We start from the raw sequence: 19,552 nt of genomic DNA, 5'->3' as shown, positions 1-19,552 counted from the left end.
GAGTTACCCGTGACCGCACTGCGCCCGCACGCCGAGGACCAGTACGCCGAGGAGCTGGCCCAGCTCGCCGCCGCCGACGACCGGCCCCGCCCGCCCGGCTGGCGACTCTCCCCGCAGGCCGTCGTGACCTACCTGCTCGGCGACGGCGCCAAGATCACCCCAAAGTACGTGGGACCGCGCCGGCTCATGGAGGTCGCGGTGTCCACGCTCGTGACCGACCGGGCGCTGCTGCTGCTCGGCGTGCCCGGCACGGCCAAGACGTGGGTCTCCGAGCATCTCGCCGCGGCCATCTCGGGCGACTCGACGCTGCTCGTGCAGGGCACCGCGGGCACGGCGGAAGAGGCGATCCGGTACGGGTGGAACTACGCGCGCCTGCTCGCCGAGGGGCCCTCCGAGGGCGCCATGATGGCCAGCCCGATCATGCGGGCCATGCAGACGGGCACGATCGCCCGGCTCGAGGAGCTGACCCGCGTGCCCTCCGACGTGCAGGACGCGCTGATCACGATCCTGTCGGAGAAGACGCTGCCGGTGCCCGAGCTCAACACCGAGGTGCAGGCGCAGCGCGGCTTCAACCTGATCGCCACGGCCAACGACCGCGACCGCGGGGTCAACGAGCTCTCCAGCGCGCTGCGCCGCCGGTTCAACACGGTCGTGCTGCCCGTGCCGGCCTCGGCCGACGACGAGGTCGACATCGTCGCGCGGCGGGTGGCCCAGCTCGGCCAGTCGCTCGACCTGCCCGAGGTGCCGGCCGCGCTCGACGAGATCCGGCGCGTGGTGACGATCTTCCGCGAGCTGCGCGGCGGACTGACCGAGGACGGCCGCACCAAGCTGAAGTCGCCCACCGGCACGCTGTCGACCGCCGAGGCCATCTCGGTGATCACGAACGGCATGGCGCTGGCGGCGCACTTCGGCGACGGGCGGCTGCACCCGGGCGACGTGGCCGCGGGCATCGTCGGCGCGGTCGTGAAAGATCCGGTCTCCGACGGGGTGGTGTGGCGCGAATACCTGGAGACCGTCGTGCGCGAGCGGACCGACTGGCGCGACTTCTATCGGGCCGCCCGCGATGCCTGAACGTCTCTACGGCATTCGGCACCACGGCCCGGGGTCGGCCCGGGCGGTGGTGCAGGAGCTCGAACGGCAGCCGCCCGAGGTGCTGCTGATCGAGGGGCCGCCCGAGGCCGACGCGCTGGTGCGGTGGGTGGCCGACTCGGGGCTGGAGCCGCCGGTCGCGCTGCTGGGGTATGCCTCGGACGATCCGCGGCGGGCGGCGTTCTGGCCGTTCGCGGTGTTCTCGCCGGAGTGGCAGGCGATCCGGTGGGCGGTTTCGCGCGGAATTCCGGTGCGATTCTTCGATCTGCCGTTCGCCTATCGGCTGACCGATGAGGCGCGGGCGGCCGCGCCCGCGCCGGGTCAGGCCGAGCCGCCGCCGGATGACCCCGGCGCCGCTGACGTCGCGCCGGCCGGGCCGCTGGCCCAGCCTTTGCCGGACGCGGGGCCTTCGCCTGACTCGGGTTCGGACTCGAGCCCAGACTCGGAGTCGGGTGGCGGCGAGCCTGAGCGGCCAAGGCGGCCGGTCGATCCGATCGGGGAGCTGGCGGCCGCGGCGGGCTACGACGACCCCGAGCGCTGGTGGGAAGACGTCGTCGAGCATCGGGGCATGCCCGCGTTCGAGGCCATCGCCGAGGCGATGACGGCGATTCGCGAGCAGTCGCCGGAGGATCCGGACGATCTCGTGCGCGAGGCGTACATGCGCAGCGTCCTCCGCGAGGTGCGCAAGACGCACGAGGACATCGCCGTCGTGTGCGGGGCGTGGCACGTGCCCGCGCTCACCCGCAAGGTCGCCGTCAAGGACGACAACGCGCTGCTCAAGGGGCGCAAGAAGGCCAAGGTCGATTTCACCTGGGTGCCGTGGACGTACGGGCGGCTGGCGTCGTGGTCCGGCTACGGCGCCGGCGTCACCTCACCGGGCTGGTATCACCACCTGTTCACGTCGGCCGACGAGGTCGTGCCGCGCTGGCTGGTCGACGCGGCCGGGGTGCTGCGGGCCGAGGGTGTGCCCACGTCGTCGGCGCACGTCATCGAGGCCGCCCGCCTGGCCGAGGCGCTGGCCACCCTGCGCGGGCGGCCCCTGGCCGGGCTGTCCGAGGTGACCGAGGCGGCCGAGTCGGTCATGTGCGACGGCGAGCCCCTGCGCGTCGAGCTGATCACCCGCAAGCTGGTCGTCGGCGAACGGCTCGGCGGGGTGCCCGACGACATGCCGGCCGTGCCGCTGGCCAAGGACCTGGCCGCCCAGCAGCGGTCCGCGCGGCTCAAGCCCGAGGCGCTGGAACGTGCCCTCGATCTCGACCTGCGCAAAGAGACCGACCTCAAGCGCAGCCGCCTGCTGCATCGGCTCCGCACGATCAGCGTGCCGTGGGGCGAGCCGGCGTCGACCCGGCGCGGCACGGGCACCTTCCGCGAGGAGTGGCGCCTGCGCTGGCAGCCCGAGTTCGCCGTCCGCCTCGTCGAGGGCAGCATGTACGGCACCACCGTGGTCGCCGCGGCCACGGCCAAGGTGGTGCGGGCCGCGCACAAGGCCGAGACGCTGGCCGACGTGACCGCGCTCGTCGAGACCTGCCTGCTGGCGGATCTCGCGGAGGCGTACCCGCAGGTCCTGGCCGCGCTCGACACCCGCGCGGCGCTCGACGCCGACGTGAACCACCTGATGGCGGCGATCCCGGCGCTGGCCCGCACGCTGCGGTACGGCGACGTCCGGCGTACGGATGTGGCCGGGCTCGCCACCGTGACGACCAGCCTGCTCGGCCGGGTCTGCGCCGCGCTGCCCTCGGCCGTGGGCTCGCTCTCCGACGAGGCCGCGAAGGTGCTGCGCGACCGGATCGACGGCGTGCACGCGGCGGTCGGCCTGCTCTCCGACGACGACCTGCGCGACCGCTGGGTGTCGACGCTGGAGTCACTGGCCGGGCGGGCCGACCTGCACGGGCTGCTGGCCGGGCGGCTGACCCGGCTGCTGCTCGACGCGGGCCGGCTCGACGGGGCCGAGGTGCGCCGGCGGCTGCGGCTGCCGCTGACGGTCGGCACCGCGCCGGCGCACGCGGCGGCCTGGGTCGAGGGGTTCCTGTCGGGCGGCGGGCTGCTGCTCGTGCACGACGACGCGCTGCTGGCGGTGCTCGACGACTGGCTGGCCGACATCGCGCCCGACGCGTTCGACGACGTGCTGCCGTTGCTGCGCCGCACGTTCGGCGCGTTCGAGTCGGGCGAGCGGCGGGCGATCGGCGAACGGGTGGCCGGGCCGCGCACGGGCGACCCGGGGCACACCGCGGGCGGGCTCGGCTTCGACCCGGCCCGCGCCGATTCGGTGCTGCCCACCCTGAGTGCCCTGCTAGGCCCTGTTTCGCAGTGGGGGCGGGGCTGCGGCAGGGCCCAGATCCCGCCTGGCGGCGTCCCGTGAAGCCAGGTTCCAACACCGGGAGCCAGGCTTCCCCGGGCCACCACCAGACGAAATCTGGACCCGGCCTCGCTCCCACCCCCACTACGAAACAGGACCTAGGACGGGAGGTTCGATGAGCGACGACATCGGTGGGGACGAGGCCAGGCGGGAGCGGCTGCGGCGGTGGCGGATGGTGCTCGGCGGGCCGGCCGACGAGGCGCTGGGCAAGGCCGAGGGGCGGGACGGCGCGATGGATTCGGCGTTGTCGGCGCTCTACGACCAGGGCGGCGACGGCGACGGCGAGAAGAGCAGCCGCCGGTCGGCCGGGCTGAGCGGGTCGGCGCCGAAGGTGGCGCGCTGGCTGGGCGACATCCGTGAGTACTTCCCGAGCACGGTCGTGCAGGTCATGCAGCAGGACGCGATCGAGCGGCTCGACCTGACCCGGCTGCTGCTCGAACCTGAGATGCTGAGCGCGGTCGAGCCCGACGTGCACCTGGTCGGCACGCTGCTCTCGCTCAACCGGGTGATGCCCGACCAGACCAAGGACGCCGCCCGGCAGGTCGTGCGGACGGTGGTCGAGCAGCTGGAGAAGCGGATCGAGCAGAAGACCCGGGCCGCGGTGACCGGGGCGCTCAACCGGGCCGCCCGGATCAACCGGCCGCGGCATGCCGACATCGACTGGAACCGCACGATCCAGGCCAACCTGAAGCACTACCAGGCCGAGCACCGCACGGTCATTCCGGAGCGGCTGATCGGCTACGGGCGGCGCACCTCGGCCGTACAGCGGGATGTGGTGCTCTGCGTGGACCAGTCGGGGTCGATGGCGGCGTCGGTCGTGTTCTCCGGCGTGTTCGCGGCCGTGCTGGCGTCGATGAAGTCGCTGCGCACGTCGCTGGTCGTCTTCGACACGTCGGTGGTCGACCTGACCGAACAGCTCAAGGACCCGGTCGAGGTGCTGTTCGGCACGCAGCTGGGCGGGGGCACCGACATCAACCGCGCCATCGCGTACAGCCAGCAGTTGATCACGAGGCCGCGGGACAGCATCTTCGTGCTGATCAGCGACCTGTACGAGGGTGGCGTGCGCGATCAGATGCTGCGCCGGGTGGCCGAGATGACGGCGGCCGGGGTGCAGGTCGTGGTGCTGCTGGCGCTCTCCGACGAGGGCGCGCCGGCCTACGACCACGAGAACGCGGCGGCGCTGGCGGCTCTCGGGGTGCCCGCTTTCGCCTGCACGCCGGACGCGTTCCCGGACCTCATGGCGGCCGCTATCGAACGCCGGGATTTGAAGGCGTTCGCTGAACGGTTCGCCGACGAGCGGAAGGCGGGAGGGGTGCTTTAGGCGGGCTCACGCGTTTCACGCCGGGTGGCTCGCCGGCGGGTGATTAGCGCGGGTCTGAGCGGCTCAGGACAGGCGGTCGGCGCGGCTCCGAGCGGCTTGCGGGCGGGTGGTCGGACGGCGCGGCTTGGACCTGCCCGGGCGGGCAGTTGCCGCGGCTCGGAGCGACTCTCGGGCGGGTGGGCGGCGCGGGTCGAAGTCGGCCTGGGATGCGAGCAATTGCCGCGGCTCGGAGCGACTCGCGAGCGGGCGGCCGGCGCGGCTTGGAACGGCCCGAAGTGGGCAGTTGCGGCGGCTCGGGCGGCCGGGCGATGGCGGCTGGATTCGGGTGTGGGCGGAGGGTTGTGACGGCTCCGCGCGGTAACTAGCGTGTGGGGTATGAGTGCTTACTTGAGCGACCCTCGCGTGTGGCAGGAAAGCTGGGACAGGCAACAGCAGGCGTTCCTGCCTGACCGTGAGGAGCGGTTCGCCGCGATGCTCGAGGCGGTCGCGGCCACGACCGAGGGGGCGGCGCCGCGGGTGCTCGATCTGGCCGGTGGCACGGGCACGATCTCGTTGCGTGCGCTGGCCCGTTTTCCGGGAGCGCGGGTCACGGTGCTCGACCAGGATCCGGTGCTGATGGCTATCGCTTCGGCGTCGCTGCGTGATCGGGGCACGGTGGTCGACGCGGACCTGGGCGATCCGGGGTGGCGGGCGAAGCTGCCGGAGGAGGGCTTCGACGCCGTGCTCACCGCGACGGCCTTGCATTGGCTGCCGGCCGAGCGGGTGGCGGCGCTCTACGGCGAGGTGCGCGAGGTGCTGCGGCCGGGCGGGATCTTTGTGAACGCCGACCACATGCCCGAGGAGTCGCTGCCCACGCTGTCGGAGCGGCTGCGCGATCATGGGCGGGCCGAGCGTGAGGCCCGGTATGCGGCGGGCGCGGCGACGTCGTGGGGTGACTGGTGGGCCAAGGCGGCGGAGGACGAGTTCCTGGCGCCCAAGGCCGTCGAGCGGGAACGGATCTATCCGCGGACCCGGCACAGCCAGGAGTGGACGCCGCCGGCGCTGTGGCACGTCGACGCGCTGCGGGTGGCCGGCTTCACCGAGGCCGGCGTGCTGTGGCGAGGCGGCACCGACGCGGCGGTCGTCGGCCTGCGCTGACGCGCAACGTGGCCGGGCTGTGGTGACGGCGGGCGTGGGGGACGTGGGCGGCATAGGCTGGCCGGGTGCCGTTGAGTGGAGAGTATGCGCCCAGCACTTCTGACTGGGCCCGCAAGCAGGCTGACAAGATCGAAGAGAGTGGTGGCACCGCCGGGAACGAGCTGCACGGCAAACCGGTGGTGCTGCTGACCTCGGTCGGGGCCAAGACCGGCAAGCTGCGCAAGACGCCGCTGATGAAGGTCGAGCACGAGGGTGAGTACGCGGTGGTCGGCTCGCTCGGCGGGGCCCCGAAGAACCCCGTGTGGGTCTACAACCTGCGCAAGCAACCGCACGTCGAGCTGCGTGACGAGACCGAGGAGCACGACTACGTGGCCCGCGAGGTCACCGGCGACGAGCGCGCGGTCTGGTGGGAGCGCGCCGTGGCGGCGTTCCCCAACTACGCCGAGTATCAGAAGAAGACCGACCGCCTCATCCCGGTGTTTGTCCTCACGCGCCGGTGAACTGAGGAAAAACCGGATGCCATCCGGGCATCGACGGACGATCATCGGAGTATGCGTACTCCCCACCAGTCCGTCGACCGGCTCGGCAGCCGGCACGTCGATCAGGCGCCGGTCGCGCCCGTGTCGGCCGCCCTGCCGCTGGCCGGCGCGGTGGACGACGGCGACCGCCTGGTCGACGTGGTGGATCTGCTCGCGCTGGACGCTTTCGTCACCGGTCGGGAGCCGTACGGGCGCAGTAAGTATCTGGAGAATGTCCGCGCCGACGCGCCCCTGATCGCCGAGGGCGCGCGCACCGTACGGGATGCGGTCGACGAGGACGGTCAGGGCCTGCTCGCGGTCGGTGACGGCTGGACGCTGCACGTGAACCGCTGGAAGCAGAGCCGCCGGGCCCGGGTCACTGTCACCGCGGTCAGCGCCGAGCTGGCCGACGCCATCCTCGAGGCGGCCACGAAGGACGCCGTCCAGGCCCCCGAGCCCGCGCCCGAGAACGTGCCGATCGGGTTCTGGCATTTCGGACAGCACGGCCCGCGCCGCGCCGCCCGCGAGATCGACGCCGCGCCGTGGGAGTCGATCCGGCGCAACTACGCCGGCCCGGTCGCGGCCACGCTCGAGCGGCTGATGGAGCTCGACGGCAAGACGATCAACGGGCGTCTGCTGCTGCTGCACGGCGAGCCCGGCACCGGCAAGACGACGGCGTTGCGCGCGCTGGCCCAGCAGTGGCGCTCGTGGTGCCAGGTCGACTGCGTGCTCGACCCGGAGCGGCTGTTCAACGACCCGGCCTATCTGATGAGCGTGGCGCTGGGCAGCGACGACGAGGACGAGCCGCGCTGGCGCCTGCTCATGCTGGAGGACTGCGACGAGCTGATCAGCGGCGAGGCCAAGGCGAGCGCCGGGCAGTCGCTGTCGCGGCTGCTCAACCTGACCGACGGCCTGCTCGGTCAGGGCCGCAACGCGCTGATCGCGATCACCACGAACGAGGATCTGGCGTCGCTGCACCCGGCCGTCGTGCGACCCGGGCGCTGCCTGGCCAGCATCGAGGTCGGCCGCCTGCCGTACGAGGAGGCCGTCGCCTGGCTGGGCACGTCGCGCGGAATCGGCGCGCGCGGGGCGACATTGGCCGAACTGTTCGCGCTCAAGACCGGCAGCGAGCCGGTCACGGTGCCCAAGCCGGAACCCAGTACGGGTATGTATCTGTAAAAGGGAAGGCTTACCTAAATAAATGCGCCCGCCGTCGCGATGAGCAACGGCGGGCGCATTACCGAGCGTATGGTCAGCCCTTTTCGTACGTCATGCAGTCGGCTTTGTCGCCGGACTCGCCGACCACGATCGCGGGGGCCTTGCACTCGAGGTTCTCGTTGTGCGTGCAGTCGGAGCGCTTACACGCGCCCACCTGCGCCAACGCCTTGCCCGTGCCGCCCTTGTCGCCGGTCACGTAGGTGTCGCACTCGGCCGAGATGGCGCTGCCGATGGTGACCGCGAAGGCGGTGCAGCCGTCGTGGTTGTAGCCACAGCTCGTCACTGTGCAGGTCTGCACGCGGGGCATTTCCAGCATCTGAGTCATGGGATCGTCGCCTCCATTTATTCAACCCGGTCACGTCGACCATAAACCATTTCCCGGAAATGCCGAAACTACACCACGATTTTATTTGATTAGGTAAGGCGCACCTAAGAAATGCGATTCAAGAACTTCTTGTCGGCTGATCCGGGCCCGTAGGACTCGATCTCGACCGGGGCCGACAGAAGACTTTCGATCGCCCCGGCCCAGTCGTCCGGGCGGGTCAGCCGGCCCGGCCGCGCCCGGTTCAGGCGGGCCGTGAGCGCCTCCTGATAGCCAAGATCACGTTCGGGCCCGGGGGCGATCCGCGACCATGACGCGCCGTCGACCGTGTACGACTCGCAGATCCGCAGGGCCGGGCAGCGGTCCGGGCTGTCGAGGTGGGTGACGGCCAGCCCGTCGACGCCGCCGGCCACCTCGACCGCGTACCGGTGGGCGACCGCATCGAAGTGCCCGACCCGGAAGGCGCCCTGCCACTCCCCCGTCGCGTTGTGCCCCTCGGGCAGGTCGAGCGTCGCGTCCTCGGTCACGAACGGGCCGGCGCCGTGCCGCGTCGTGTAGGTGCGCACGACGCCGAGCCGCCGGAACGAGGAGCACAGCGACTCCACGTTGCCGAACGTCGTCGTCGACCAGGTCGTGTGCGGGTGCCAGCCGCGCCACTCGTCGAGCAGCACCCCCTGCGCGCCCTCGAACACGCACGGCCCCTCGCTCAGCAGCCGGTCCGCGTACGAGGAACCGACGATCGGCACCGTCCGGCCGAACGCCAGGAACGCCTCCACGACGTCGTCGAGCGGCACCCCGGCGGGCCCGAGGCCGGACTCCAGCGCGGCCAGGCGACGGCGGAGCCTCGTACGGGAAAGGGTGTCCGAGACTCGGGGGGCGTCGTCGTGACTCAGCGCGTACGCCATGCTCTCGCCGACGCCCATGCCGCACGAACCGTGACGGGACCCGCCGCGCGCCCGTTCCCGCCGCTGATTGGCCGCACGATGCCACGGAGTGGCGAGCAGGGCATCGCCGTCCACCGTGAGCAGCTCGAACGGGTTGCCCAGGGCCGCCGCCTCGGCCGCCAGCGCGAGCGGGTCGACCACCATGAACCGGGTCAGGTGGGTCGGGACGCCACGCAGCGTGCCCGACCCGAACTGCGCGAACGTGTGCTGCCGCCCGTCCTCGGTGACCACGTTGTGCGCGGCCTGCGCTCCCCCGTTGAAGCGCAGCACCGCCCGCTTCTCCCCGTACGCGCACAGAGCGTCGACGATCGTGCCCTTGCCGGCGTCCCCGTAGCCGAGGTCGACCACCGCGACGTGCTCGGTCACAGCCGCTCGTTCCCCGACGCCGCGCTGCCGACCGGCAGGGTCCCCCGCCGCACCACGCCCCCACGCTGCAGCGGAGCGAGGGCCTTGCCGACGGTTCCCCGGTGTGAAGAACCGGCGTCGACCAAGTCGTCGAGCCCCGAGTCGAGGTCGACGGTGCCCTCACCGAGACCGACCGTGAGCGCGATCGTCTCGCACACCGCGTCCAGGTCGTCGAGCTCCAGCACGTTCTGTCCCAGCAGCCCGCGCCACCGCTTCAGCACGTCACGGTTGCCGCCGTGACCGGCCGCGGTCGGCAGCAGGTAGTAGACGTCGAACGTCCGCTGGAGCTCGACGACCAGCTCCTCGGTGCCGATCGGCTCGGTGCGCTCGCCGATGAACTTCTCGACCTCACGCGGGTGGACCTTCTTGTACGGCATCTCGTCGCCGATCAGAAACAGGTAGCCCCGCTTCCCCCGCTTCTCCCACGAGTCGAGCGCGGTGTGCCGGGCCATGAAATACATGGCCAGCTCGTACGACTCGGTCATCTGCCCGCCGCCCCCGCCCTCGAGCACGATGCGGGCCAGGTCCTCGTCCATCCGGTTGTCCGACTCGAACTGGCCGATCTGCAGCGGCACCCGGTCGCAGGTGGCGTCGCCGACCGCGCCGAACAGGATGTGCGGGTCGGTGACGTAGCCCTTGCGGGTCAGCAGGCCCAGCAGCTGCGGCAGCTTGGTCTGCAGCACCCGCGGCACCCCGCCCATCGAGCCGGTGACGTCGAACAGCACCGCGATCGGCGTGCTGAAGGGGTGCTCGTCGCTGTCGCGGCTCTCCCGCTTGGTCACGCCCTTGGGGTCGAGGGCCGGGTGGGCCTTGCGGGCGCCGCTGTCGCTGTACGCGAAGGCGCTCGCCCCGGTGGCCCGGCGGTAGTTGTCGGCGGCGGTGTAGACGTCGGTCGACCAGCGTCCGCTTCCCATGATCTTCTCCTTCTAGAGCTGGAAGGGCCGGAACTGCCGCGGCCCGTAAAGGTTGTGCAGGGTCTCGTCGAGCTCGTGGAGCAGCCGCCAGGCGTCCTGGGGGCGCATGCGCGGTGCGTCGTACAGGCAGCCGTCGGCGAACCTTTTGAGCGGCCGCGGCAGGTCTTGGGCGATGCGGGTCATCAGCCCCGTGGCCATGTAGATGTCGGTGGCCGGCGTGACGGTCTTGGTGGTGAGGACCTCGGGCGCGTACGCATCCCGGCGCCGGGCGACGATGGCCTTCGCTCGCGGTCCCGAGTAGCACCAGTCGACGAGCGCGAGGCCGTGCTTCTCGGGGTGGATGAGCACGTGCTCCTCGAGGACCGCCCCGTGGATCACGCCGGCGCGGTGGGCCCAGCCGAGCCCGACCAGCAGCCGCCGCCACACCCAGGCCGCGTCGCGCGGATCGATCCGCCGGTTCACCTCGCTCAGCGGCACGAACCCGTCGAGCCGCTCGATGGCGTTGACCCGGCGCCGCTTCCGCTCGCGGTCCTCGTGCAGGTAGCTGTCCCGCAGCCGCGGCGCGTAGTACCGATACTTCGGGTCGCCCTTGTCCCGCAGCGTCGTCAGGGCGCGGGCCTCGGCCTCCATCAGGTCGCTGTCGGCCGGGCTGCGCGGGATCTTGGTCAGGGTGCCCCCGTCCGCCACCAGGTCGGCGATGTCCCCCTCGATCACGCGGCGGTTCCGCTCGCGGTAGAGCCGCGAGAGAGTGGCGAAGGCCCTGGTGGCGGCCGCGGTTTCCGCTTGGCTCACGGCGTCCGGGTGCACTGCCTTCGCAAGCTCCCGGTACGAATCCCCCAGCTCGGCGAAACTGCGGGCCCGCTCGATCCGCTCGACGGCCTCCGCGAACCTCATCGGACGTCGTCCTCACGCGTGGGCCGCAACAACGCCGGGTGCAGCAGCCGAGCGTCGCCGGCCCGGTAGAGCTTGGGCTTGGGCCCGCCACGCTCGCCGCCCCGCGCCGCCGTCTCGCCCGTGCTCTCGACGAAGCCGGGCACCGAGAGCACCTTGCGGTGGAAGTTGCCCGCGTGCAACTCCTCGCCCCAGACCGCGGCGTAGATCTGCCGCAGCTCCGAGATCGTGAACTCGTCCCCCGCGAACGCCGTGGCCAGCGGCGTGTACTCGATCTTGGAGCGGGCCCGGTCGAGCCCGTCGGCGAGAATCGCGTCGTGGTCGAAGGCCAGCCCGGTGGCCTCCTCGACCGGCACCCAGTAGGCCCCTGACGCGTCGCTGCCGGACTCCGGCTCGGGCAGGCTCGGCGCGAACGCCAGATAGGCCACCGAGAACACCCGCATACGAGGGTCACGACCAGGATTCCCGTACGTCTTGAGCTGCTCGAGATGGACGCGCTCGAGCTGGACGCCGGTCTCCTCCTCGAGCTCGCGCATCGCCGCCACGTCGAGCGCCTCCTCACGGACGAACCCGCCCGGAAGGGCCCGGCGACCGGCGAAGGGGTGCTCGGCCCGCTCGACCAGCAGGACGCAGAGCCGGCCGTCCCGAATGGTCAGCGCCACCACGTCCACTGTGACCGCCATCGACGGATAGGCCGCCGGGTCGTAGCCGGCCAGGAACTCGCCTTCGTTCTGCATCTCGCCCGCCTGTTGTTCTCAAACTGAGTAATACTCGATCTGAGAAGAACCTAGCGCCGAGAGCCCTCGCTGTCAACGATGCATTCTGGCTTTGACCTGCCCGCCGACGAGCGTCGTGATAGGCGCAAAACCGACCACGGTTGCAAATACAACGAACTTCTTCGTTCTACCTAAATCGCAACATAAGCCGACGTTACGCTTCCGGCGAGACGGCCCGTGGATCAAGTCATGCGCGGGCCCAAATACATCCCGACCAGCGGTTCCTTTAGGACCGTAGGAGGACCTCGCATGCGCAAGTCCACGACCACAGCCCGGCAGCGGATGGTCCGCGCAGGGCTCGCGACGGGAGCGTCCAGCGCGCTCGTCGTCGCGCTGGGCATGACCCCCGCCTACGCCGCGGTGGGCACGCTGACCCTGAGCTCGGTCTTCGGGCCGACCGGCGGCGGCAACACGGTGACCGCCACGATCACCACGAACCCGACGTCGCCGAACCCGACGCAGTTCACGACTGCGACGAACGCGCAGTTCGTGGCGGCCGCGACCACGTCGACGCAGTGCCCGGCGATCTACACCGCCCCCGGCACGAACCAGGGCGCGACTGTTCGTTACCTGACGCCGCAGAAGATCGCCGTCACCGTACCGACCGGTGTTGTGCTGGCGTCCGGCGCGACGGCCACCAACTACAAGCTCTGCACCTACAACGGCACCACGACCGGTACCGGTGGCAGCGCGGTGGTGGCTCAGGGCAACTACACCGTCGGCACCAAGCCGGTGATCACCAGCATCAGCCCCGGTGGCGGCCCGAGCCTCGGTGGCACCACGGTGACCGTGAAGGGTGACAACTTCACGTCCACGAACCTGAGCGCCACCATCGGCGGCCAGGCGCTGAGCGACATCAAGTACATCGACGCGCAGACCTTCACGGCCACGACGCCGGCGATGAAGGCCGGCGGCCCCATGCTGCTGACCGTCACCACCCCCGGTGGTACGGCCAACACGCTCGGCGCCACCACGACCAAGGCGAACCTGTTCACCTACGCCAACGGCATCGTGGTCTCGCCGAACACGGCGCCTAACAACGTCAACACGCCGGTCGACCTCGACATCAGCGGCGTCGGCTTCATGTCGATCGACTTCCCGAACACCAGTGGCTTCACGCCGAACGCCACCGGCGGCCACGTCTACCTGGTCCGGGGCTCGTACGACCCGTCCGGCGCGAGCAGCAAGACGCTGGGCCAGACCGACGAGTGCACCAACGTCATCGTCATCGCCGACAACGAGCTGCTCTGCTCGCTCGGCCTGACCATCGCCGGCCCCAACTCCAAGGTCACGAACGCCGGCGCCACCACGAGCGGCAGCGCCGCGCTCACCGGCACCGGCTTCGCCGCCACCGACGCCGGCCGGGCCATCACGGGCCCGGGCATTCCCGCCGGCACGTACATCGCCAGCTACACCAGCGCCACGGCGGTCACGCTGTCGCAGAACGCGACGGCGACGGGCTCCAGCCTGTCGATCACTGTCGGTGGCCCGCGCACGGCGGCCGTCAACACCACCAGCGGCAGCACCGCCGTCACCGGCGCCGCGGGCACGTTCATCACCACGCAGGACGTCGGCCGTTACATCTCCGGTCCTGGCATCGCGCCCGGCACCACGCTGACGGCGGTGGCCAACGACGGGGCCGCGACGCTGTCCCAGGCCGCGACGGCCACCGCCACCGGCGCCAGCCTCACCATCGTCACCCAGGGGCCGGTTCCGGTCGACTCCTACACCGTCACTGTGGTGAGCAACGGTCTCAACGACGTGCAGCCCGCCGGCACCAACGCCGACGCCAACTACACCAAGTCGGTCGTCTCCAGCGGTTCGACCTTCACGGTCTCGGACTTCTAGACCGTCTGAGCAGCACCCATCGCATCACCTGACGAAGCGATGGCCCGGAGTCGACGACTCCGGGCCATCGCCCTTTCCAGGAGGATCCGAATGCCCACGCCCCGACTCGCTCGCACCGCCATAGTGGCCGGTGCGGCGACCGCCCTCACCCTGACCGTCCTCGCCGCACCCGCCTACGCCGCCCCCGCGATCACCCTCAACACCCCCAGCGGCCCGAGTGGCGGCGGCAACGCGATCACCGGCACCATCGCCGCGACCACTGCCTACCCCTCTCCCCTGGCCGCCGGCACCACCCCGGTGGTCCAGCTGCAATACATCGGAACCGGGGCCTCGACCTGCGCGACGGCCCCCAAGCCGGTGACTCAGATAGCCGCCAACGGCACCACCACCACCGCCGGCGCGCTGACCGTCAACCCGAACGACGTCTATCGGCTGTCCGGCACCAGGTTCGCCTTCACGGTGCCGTCCGCCGCGTATCCGGATGTCGACGGCAACAACCAGCCGAGCACCGTCAACCCCGACGGCCTGGTCCTGCTGCCCAACCAGTCGTCGTCGAAGTGGAGTGTCTGCCTCTACGACGCCGTGTCCAACGTGCTGATCGCCAACGGCACGTACACGCTCGCCCCGCGCCCGAAGATCACGTCGATCGTGCCCGCGGCCAGTCCGGCGCTCGGCGGCAAGACCATCACGGTGAACGGCGCCGGCTTCGTCTCCGGCACCACGTCCGCGACGGTCGGCGGCAGCGCGCTCAAGGAGATCAAGGTCTCGCCGACGGGCACCAGCTTCACCGCGGTCACCCCGACCCGTACGGCGGGCGACACCTTGACGCTGTCCGTGACCACCCCGGGCGGCACAGTGCTCAGCACGGACCCGGACAACAACGGGCAGCCGGAGGACAACGACAGCTCGACCGCCGACGCGCCCCTCTACTTCGCGTTCACCAACGGCGCGGTCGTCACACCCCGTACGGCACCCGGCGGCGCGTCCGTGAGCCTCGGCTTCCAGGCGGCCGGTGTCGGCGCGCTCAACTTCGACCAGAGCGGAGCCGCCGCGCCGACCGACGCCACCGCGCACATCTTCCTGGTGCGCGACGCCTACCTGCCGGACAGCAACCGCGGCGTGCAGGAGTGCCTCCACGTCGTCGTGATCGACAACGACGAGGTCGTCTGCACGCTCGACCTGACGAGCAGCCTGGACCCGGTCACGAGCGCCTTCTCCGGCAACCCGGTGCCCGACGGCACCTATACCGTGACCGCCGTGGCCGACGGCTCGACCACCGCCACGCCGCAGGACGCCAACGCGACCATCATCAGCAGCGACGCCACCTTCACGGTCGGCCCGTACTGACCGGCCCGGGGCAACGGCGGCCCACGGACGGGCCGCCGTTGTCTCACAGCTTGTTGTAGGCCTCGTTCAGCTTCGCGACGCTCTCGGTGGCCGACGGCTTCCCCTTGAGCACGACGGCGACGGTGAAGGCGCTCTTCGTGGCGCTCGTCCGCCAGCAGAACAACAGGGTGGGGCGGATCCGGGCCGGGACGTCCTCGCTGGTCTGCACGTTCTGCGAGCAGCGGGCCTTACCGACCGGCTTCCCCTCGTCGGCCACGAATCGCAGCTCCTGGCGGCCGGTCAGGTCGGCGCGGGCCGTGACGACGCGCAGCGACTTGCCCGTCTCCCGCAGCGACCCGATGTTGACCACCCGCAGATCCTGCGGCGCGTCGGTGACGCGCCCGTCGACCGGCAGCGGGCGGCGCACCGTGGTGCCCATCCGCTCGTTGGCCGTCCGCGCCTCCGCCGCCCGCTCCAGCACGGTTTTGGGCTTCGCCGACGTCGTGCTCGTCGGCGCGACGCCGGCCACCGGACCGGTAACGGGGCCGGCAACAGGACCGGCAACGGGGCCGGACTGGGTGGCCGCGGGCGTCGTAGCGGGTGGCGGTGCTTGGGCTGCAGTGTTTTCCGCCGCATCGTCGGGCTGATTGGTCGCCACCGCCACTCCGGCCAAGGCGGCCAGGGCCAGACCGGCGGCACCGATCATGACGCGCTTGTCCCGCAGGACGTTCCGACGCGGGTCACTGGACATGGTTCATCTCCTCGCAGGTCAGGGCCGGCTCGGTCACCAGGGTTCTCCCGGCTCGGGCGCGGGGTGCCGAAAACCGCCGATCCGTCAGCGAAAACACAGGGTGTCAGCCGAGCTTGCGCCAGCTCTGCTCGATCACGGCGGCGCTCTTCGCCATCGACGGCGGGCCGGACTTCTCCACCGTCAGCACGACAACGCTGCGCTTCGCCGAGGTGCGCCAGCAGAGCAGCATCGTCGGCCGGACCGCGGGTGCGCTGCCGGCGCTGAAGGTGAAATTCTGCGTGCAGTGGGCGCCGTCGACTTCCTGGCCCTTGTCGCCGGCCCACGCGAGCTCGCGCCCGCCGCTGAGGTCGTACCTGCCGGTGATGACCCGCATGGTCCCGCCGCTGGGCAGGGTCCGGGTCTCCTCGGTCCGCGAGCTGGTGTCGCGGGGCTGGGCGGAGGCAGTGAGGGGGCGTTTCAACGAGATGCCGTCCTTGGCCGCCTCGTCCCGGGCCGCCTTGACCCGCTGCTCCCCCTCGCGCGTGTCCGTCTTGGTGGCCGAGGGCGACGCGGTCGCCGTGGCGGTGGCCCGCGCCGAGCTCGAGGTAGTCGCCGGGGCCGGGCTCGAAGGAGTGGCCGACACCGAGGGCGACTCCGGAGCGGAGGGTGGCGCCGTGGTGGCGGCGACCGTGGTGACGGGCGCGACCGCGGCCACGTCGCCCGGTGTGCCGGCCTGCCCCTGGTTCACGAGGTAGGCGCCCCCGGCGGAGAGCACGGCCAGGCCTGCGATGCCGGCGATCGTCAGACCCCGGTTCCGGCGGAAGAAGCCGGCTCCTTCGTCGTCGTGCTGGCTCATCTCAGAATCCCTCGTTGTCGACGGTCGGGCCAGTCCCCATGGTCCCACCCTGCCGGACAAATAGGTCTAAAACGCCGAGGTCGATCATCCGGGCCGCACGGCAACGGATCTGCACCGGGGAAAAGTCTGGTGGATGCCGGAGCCCGGCCGATTCGTCTCCCCGACTGACCTAGGGGAGGACGACCATGAGGAAGCACCTGCGCCGTTACTCGGTTGGCGCGCTGGCCGTCGGCGCTGTCGCCGGCGTCGCCGCCATCGCCCTGCCCGCCACGACGACCGCCGCCACCGAATGGCAGCCGGCCTCGTACAACCTGAGCGCGGCGCCCGACACGCTGCTGCCCGCGACCGTTTCCGAGCAGCAGCCGGTGCGCGTGGTCACCACGACCGTCGGCGCCGACGGCAAGCCGGTCGTCAAGGTCACCACCGCCACCAGCAAGCCGGGCGCCGAGCAGGCCGTCAAGGCCGGGCAGAGCGCCAAGGGTGCCGTCGGCGTCGAGCTGGACGCCATTGCCACCGCTTCCGAGGTGCCGAGCGGCACCGACACGTACCGCAGCCAGCAGTGGGACTTCAGCAAGATCTCCGTCGCCAACGCGTGGCAGAAGTCGACCGGCGCCGGTGTCGTCGTGGCCGTGCTGGACACCGGCGTGGACGGCGCGCACCCGGATCTGGCGGCCAACCTGGTCGCCGGGTACGACGCCGTGGCCAACACCAGCGGAGGCGCCACCGACCCCAACGGGCACGGCACGCACGTGGCGGGGACCATCGCCGCCGTCACGGGCAACGGCGTCGGGGTCAGCGCCATCGCGCCCAACACCAAGATCATGCCCGTACGGGTACTGAAGGCCAACGGCTCCGGCTACATGTCGGACACCGCCGAGGGCATCATCTGGGCCGCCGACCACGGCGCCACCGTGATCAACATGTCGCTGGGGTCGTCCGAGAAGGTCACGGCGGTCAGCAACGCCATCACGTACGCCCGCAGCAAGGGTGTCGTGGTCGTGGCGGCCGCCGGCAACGAGCGGGCCCAGGGCAGCCCGACCAGCTACCCCGCCGCCGACGCCGGTGTCATCGGCGTGGCCGCGACCGACTCGGCCGACAAGGTCGCCTCCTACTCGAACGCGGGCAGCTACGTCGACGTGGCCGCCCCGGGCTCGAACATCCTCAGCACCTACCCGACCGCGCTGGGCAGCAAGACCGGCTACGCGAGCATGAACGGCACCTCGATGGCGTCGCCGCACGTGGCCGCCGTGGCCGCGCTGCTCAAGGCGTACCAGCCCGCGCTCACCCCCGACCAGGTGCAGAGCGCGCTCGAGACCTCGGCCGTCGACCTGGGCACGAAGGGCCGCGACAACGACTTCGGCTACGGCCGGATCGACGCCGCCGCCGCGCTGGCTGCCGTCACGCCCACCACCACGAGCCCGGCCACCACCGCGCCCGTCACGACCGCGCCCGCCACCACCGCGCCCGCCACCACAGCTCCGACCACCACGGCCCCGACGACCGCCCCGACCACGGCGACGCCGACCCCGACGCCCAGCAAGACGACGACGAGCCCGACGCCCACGCCCACCAAGACCACGACCAGCCCCACCCCGGCTCCGACGAAGACCACGCCGGCGGCCAAGGTCACCCCGGTTGTCCAGGCCACGACCCCGTCGACGTCGGTCGTCTACGGCAGCGCGGCCACGGTCACGTACACGGTGACCGCGGGCAACGTCGCCTGGGCCGGCAAGCCGGTGCAGGTCGGCGTCAACGCCACCGGCTCGTCGGCCGTCAGCTGGACCCGCTTCACCACCGACGCCAACGGCAAGCTCACCGTCACCATCAAGGCCACCGCCCACTTCCAGGTCCGCCTGACGGCCCTGGCCACCGACTCGTCCAACGCGGCGACCTCGGCCGCCACCTCGTTCACGGTCCGCTCGTCGGCCGCCGTGTCGAGCCCCGGCGCGCGCAAGCTGTCGGTCAAGGTCAACGGTCCGGCCGGCCAGAAGGCCCAGGTCCAGCGGTACGAGAAGAACAAGTGGGTCGCCGTGAAGAGCTTCACCGCGACTCAGGGCGTGACCACCGTGACCGGGCTGCCGTCCGGCGCGACGGTCCGGGTCGTCTTCCCGGCCACGACCGCCGTGACCGGCCTGACCACCGCGTCCGTCAAGATCGCCTAACCGAGCCGGGCCCACTCCCGTTCGAGCACAGCCAGGCTCTCCCGTGACGGTGGCCGTCCCCGCGAGGCGACGGCCACCGTCACGACGCTGCGCTCCGGCGACACCCGCCAGCAGACCAGCGTCGACGGCACCACTCGAGGCCGGGCACCCGGATCGTTGCGTACGGTCTTGGTGCACCGGGCCCGCCCCGCCACCCAGCCCGCGTCACCCACGAGCGCCAGTTCCGGCTGGCCGGTGAGGTCGAAGCCGGCCGACGTCACCCGGATGGTCCCGCCCGGCGCGTCCTCGTCGTGGCGGTTGACCAGACCCACGGCGGCCATCCCGGAGACCGACGGCATGACCGACGGCAGCGAGGGCGTCGGCGTGGGCGTCGGGCTCGTCTCCTGCCGGGCGCCCGACCGGTTCGGTTTGCCGGGGCCGGTCGAGCCCGCGCGGGCCGCCGACCGGGAGGGTGTGGGCGAGGCTGACGGCGAAGGCGAGGGCGAGCGCGACGGGGTCACCACGACGGGCGGTTCCAGGGCGACCGTGTTCTGGGCGAGCTGGATGCCCTGCACGACGAACAGCCCGGCCGCCGCGAACACGGCCAGCCCGGCCAGCGCCACCCCGAGTTGCTTGCGCCGCTGGATGCGCCGCTCCCGCGTCCCCGAGCGGTAGACGCCGTTCTCGTCGTGCACAGTCATCGCGCGCAGGTTCCCGTGGTTGTCCGGCAGGTCGGGCTCCATGCTGCCACCTAGGCGGA

At 71.5% G+C, this 19,552-nt stretch carries 17 protein-coding genes; 9 read left to right on the top strand and 8 right to left on the bottom strand.

Annotated elements, in window-relative coordinates; all coding sequences use genetic code 11:
• The first annotated feature begins 9 nt into the window (after nucleotides 1-9).
• The 6 genes from JKJ07_RS08375 to JKJ07_RS08350 all read left to right on the top strand — a co-directional run bounded on the left by JKJ07_RS08375 (nucleotide 10) and on the right by JKJ07_RS08350 (nucleotide 7,600).
• Entirely contained in the window at nucleotides 10-1,071 is a 1,062-nt protein-coding gene (locus JKJ07_RS08375) for an ATP-binding protein (RefSeq protein WP_202990645.1), read from the top strand.
• Nucleotides 1,064-3,448 (top strand): DUF5682 family protein, encoded by a 2,385-nt coding sequence (locus tag JKJ07_RS08370; RefSeq protein ID WP_236028475.1) that lies wholly within the window; start codon nucleotides 1,064-1,066, stop codon nucleotides 3,446-3,448. The genes JKJ07_RS08375 and JKJ07_RS08370 overlap by 8 nt, the downstream gene beginning before the upstream one ends.
• Nucleotides 3,449-3,560: 112 nt before the next feature.
• Nucleotides 3,561-4,766: a VWA domain-containing protein gene (locus JKJ07_RS08365; RefSeq protein ID WP_236028474.1), complete on the top strand. Its 1,206-nt coding sequence runs from the start codon at nucleotides 3,561-3,563 to the stop codon at nucleotides 4,764-4,766.
• 375 nt (nucleotides 4,767-5,141) lie between these two features.
• Nucleotides 5,142-5,903, top strand: coding sequence for a class I SAM-dependent methyltransferase (locus JKJ07_RS08360; RefSeq protein WP_202990644.1), 762 nt, complete (start codon nucleotides 5,142-5,144; stop codon nucleotides 5,901-5,903).
• A gap of 65 nt (nucleotides 5,904-5,968) precedes the next feature.
• A complete protein-coding gene (locus tag JKJ07_RS08355) occupies nucleotides 5,969-6,403 on the top strand; it encodes a nitroreductase family deazaflavin-dependent oxidoreductase (protein ID WP_202990643.1) in 435 nt (144 codons plus the stop codon).
• A 51-nt stretch (nucleotides 6,404-6,454) separates the two neighbouring features.
• On the top strand, nucleotides 6,455-7,600 hold the full coding sequence (locus JKJ07_RS08350) for a DUF5925 domain-containing protein (RefSeq protein ID WP_202990642.1): 1,146 nt from the start codon (nucleotides 6,455-6,457) through the stop codon (nucleotides 7,598-7,600).
• 73 nt (nucleotides 7,601-7,673) lie between these two features.
• Here the strand turns inward: JKJ07_RS08350 and JKJ07_RS08345 are convergent, their stop codons facing one another.
• From JKJ07_RS08345 to JKJ07_RS08325, 5 genes are all read right to left on the bottom strand, one after another.
• Nucleotides 7,674-7,964, bottom strand: a complete 291-nt coding sequence (locus JKJ07_RS08345) for a DUF1540 domain-containing protein (protein WP_202990641.1) — start codon at nucleotides 7,962-7,964, stop codon at nucleotides 7,674-7,676.
• Nucleotides 7,965-8,068: 104 nt separating this feature from the next.
• Complete coding sequence (locus JKJ07_RS08340; RefSeq protein WP_202990640.1) at nucleotides 8,069-9,271, bottom strand: adenylosuccinate synthetase; 1,203 nt, start codon at nucleotides 9,269-9,271, stop codon at nucleotides 8,069-8,071.
• Nucleotides 9,268-10,224, bottom strand: coding sequence for a hypothetical protein (locus JKJ07_RS08335; protein WP_202990639.1), 957 nt, complete (start codon nucleotides 10,222-10,224; stop codon nucleotides 9,268-9,270). The genes JKJ07_RS08340 and JKJ07_RS08335 overlap by 4 nt, the downstream gene beginning before the upstream one ends.
• Before the next feature lie 12 nt (nucleotides 10,225-10,236).
• Nucleotides 10,237-11,118: a serine/threonine-protein kinase gene (locus JKJ07_RS08330; protein WP_202990638.1), complete on the bottom strand. Its 882-nt coding sequence runs from the start codon at nucleotides 11,116-11,118 to the stop codon at nucleotides 10,237-10,239.
• Nucleotides 11,115-11,852 (bottom strand): NUDIX hydrolase, encoded by a 738-nt coding sequence (locus JKJ07_RS08325; protein ID WP_202990637.1) that lies wholly within the window; start codon nucleotides 11,850-11,852, stop codon nucleotides 11,115-11,117. The genes JKJ07_RS08330 and JKJ07_RS08325 overlap by 4 nt, the downstream gene beginning before the upstream one ends.
• Nucleotides 11,853-12,140: 288 nt before the next feature.
• Between JKJ07_RS08325 and JKJ07_RS08320 the strand changes: the two genes are divergently transcribed.
• Both JKJ07_RS08320 and JKJ07_RS08315 read left to right on the top strand, forming a co-directional pair.
• Entirely contained in the window at nucleotides 12,141-13,739 is a 1,599-nt protein-coding gene (locus JKJ07_RS08320) for an IPT/TIG domain-containing protein (RefSeq protein WP_202990636.1), read from the top strand.
• 90 nt (nucleotides 13,740-13,829) lie between these two features.
• Nucleotides 13,830-15,086: an IPT/TIG domain-containing protein gene (locus JKJ07_RS08315; protein ID WP_202990635.1), complete on the top strand. Its 1,257-nt coding sequence runs from the start codon at nucleotides 13,830-13,832 to the stop codon at nucleotides 15,084-15,086.
• A gap of 43 nt (nucleotides 15,087-15,129) precedes the next feature.
• Here the strand turns inward: JKJ07_RS08315 and JKJ07_RS08310 are convergent, their stop codons facing one another.
• Together JKJ07_RS08310 and JKJ07_RS08305 are read right to left on the bottom strand one after the other, a co-directional pair.
• Entirely contained in the window at nucleotides 15,130-15,816 is a 687-nt protein-coding gene (locus tag JKJ07_RS08310) for a hypothetical protein (protein WP_202990634.1), read from the bottom strand.
• A 103-nt stretch (nucleotides 15,817-15,919) separates the two neighbouring features.
• On the bottom strand, nucleotides 15,920-16,651 hold the full coding sequence (locus JKJ07_RS08305) for a hypothetical protein (protein ID WP_202990633.1): 732 nt from the start codon (nucleotides 16,649-16,651) through the stop codon (nucleotides 15,920-15,922).
• A gap of 185 nt (nucleotides 16,652-16,836) precedes the next feature.
• On the opposite strand from JKJ07_RS08305, the gene JKJ07_RS08300 reads away from it, so the two are divergent.
• Nucleotides 16,837-18,813, top strand: a complete 1,977-nt coding sequence (locus JKJ07_RS08300; protein WP_202990632.1) for a S8 family peptidase — start codon at nucleotides 16,837-16,839, stop codon at nucleotides 18,811-18,813.
• Here JKJ07_RS08300 and JKJ07_RS08295 read toward each other — a convergent pair.
• On the bottom strand, nucleotides 18,810-19,535 hold the full coding sequence (locus JKJ07_RS08295) for a hypothetical protein (protein ID WP_202990631.1): 726 nt from the start codon (nucleotides 19,533-19,535) through the stop codon (nucleotides 18,810-18,812). The genes JKJ07_RS08300 and JKJ07_RS08295 overlap by 4 nt on opposite strands.
• Nucleotides 19,536-19,552: the final 17 nt, after the last annotated feature.

The organism is Paractinoplanes lichenicola, from assembly GCF_016785085.1.
In the GTDB taxonomy this organism is placed as follows: domain Bacteria; phylum Actinomycetota; class Actinomycetes; order Mycobacteriales; family Micromonosporaceae; genus Actinoplanes; species Actinoplanes lichenicola.
This window is presented reverse-complemented; position numbering and strand designations above follow the sequence as displayed.

Coding starts and splice junctions, on each gene's coding strand:
- JKJ07_RS08310 (WP_202990634.1), bottom strand. CDS start 15,816: ATGTCCAGTGACCCGCGTCGGAACGTCCTGCGGGACAAGCGCGTCATG.
- JKJ07_RS08365 (WP_236028474.1), top strand. CDS start 3,561: ATGAGCGACGACATCGGTGGGGACGAGGCCAGGCGGGAGCGGCTGCGG.
- JKJ07_RS08295 (WP_202990631.1), bottom strand. CDS start 19,535: ATGGAGCCCGACCTGCCGGACAACCACGGGAACCTGCGCGCGATGACT.
- JKJ07_RS08360 (WP_202990644.1), top strand. CDS start 5,142: ATGAGTGCTTACTTGAGCGACCCTCGCGTGTGGCAGGAAAGCTGGGAC.
- JKJ07_RS08325 (WP_202990637.1), bottom strand. CDS start 11,852: ATGCAGAACGAAGGCGAGTTCCTGGCCGGCTACGACCCGGCGGCCTAT.
- JKJ07_RS08305 (WP_202990633.1), bottom strand. CDS start 16,651: ATGAGCCAGCACGACGACGAAGGAGCCGGCTTCTTCCGCCGGAACCGG.
- JKJ07_RS08330 (WP_202990638.1), bottom strand. CDS start 11,118: ATGAGGTTCGCGGAGGCCGTCGAGCGGATCGAGCGGGCCCGCAGTTTC.
- JKJ07_RS08345 (WP_202990641.1), bottom strand. CDS start 7,964: ATGACTCAGATGCTGGAAATGCCCCGCGTGCAGACCTGCACAGTGACG.
- JKJ07_RS08315 (WP_202990635.1), top strand. CDS start 13,830: ATGCCCACGCCCCGACTCGCTCGCACCGCCATAGTGGCCGGTGCGGCG.
- JKJ07_RS08300 (WP_202990632.1), top strand. CDS start 16,837: ATGAGGAAGCACCTGCGCCGTTACTCGGTTGGCGCGCTGGCCGTCGGC.
- JKJ07_RS08320 (WP_202990636.1), top strand. CDS start 12,141: ATGCGCAAGTCCACGACCACAGCCCGGCAGCGGATGGTCCGCGCAGGG.
- JKJ07_RS08335 (WP_202990639.1), bottom strand. CDS start 10,224: ATGGGAAGCGGACGCTGGTCGACCGACGTCTACACCGCCGCCGACAAC.
- JKJ07_RS08350 (WP_202990642.1), top strand. CDS start 6,455: ATGCGTACTCCCCACCAGTCCGTCGACCGGCTCGGCAGCCGGCACGTC.
- JKJ07_RS08370 (WP_236028475.1), top strand. CDS start 1,064: ATGCCTGAACGTCTCTACGGCATTCGGCACCACGGCCCGGGGTCGGCC.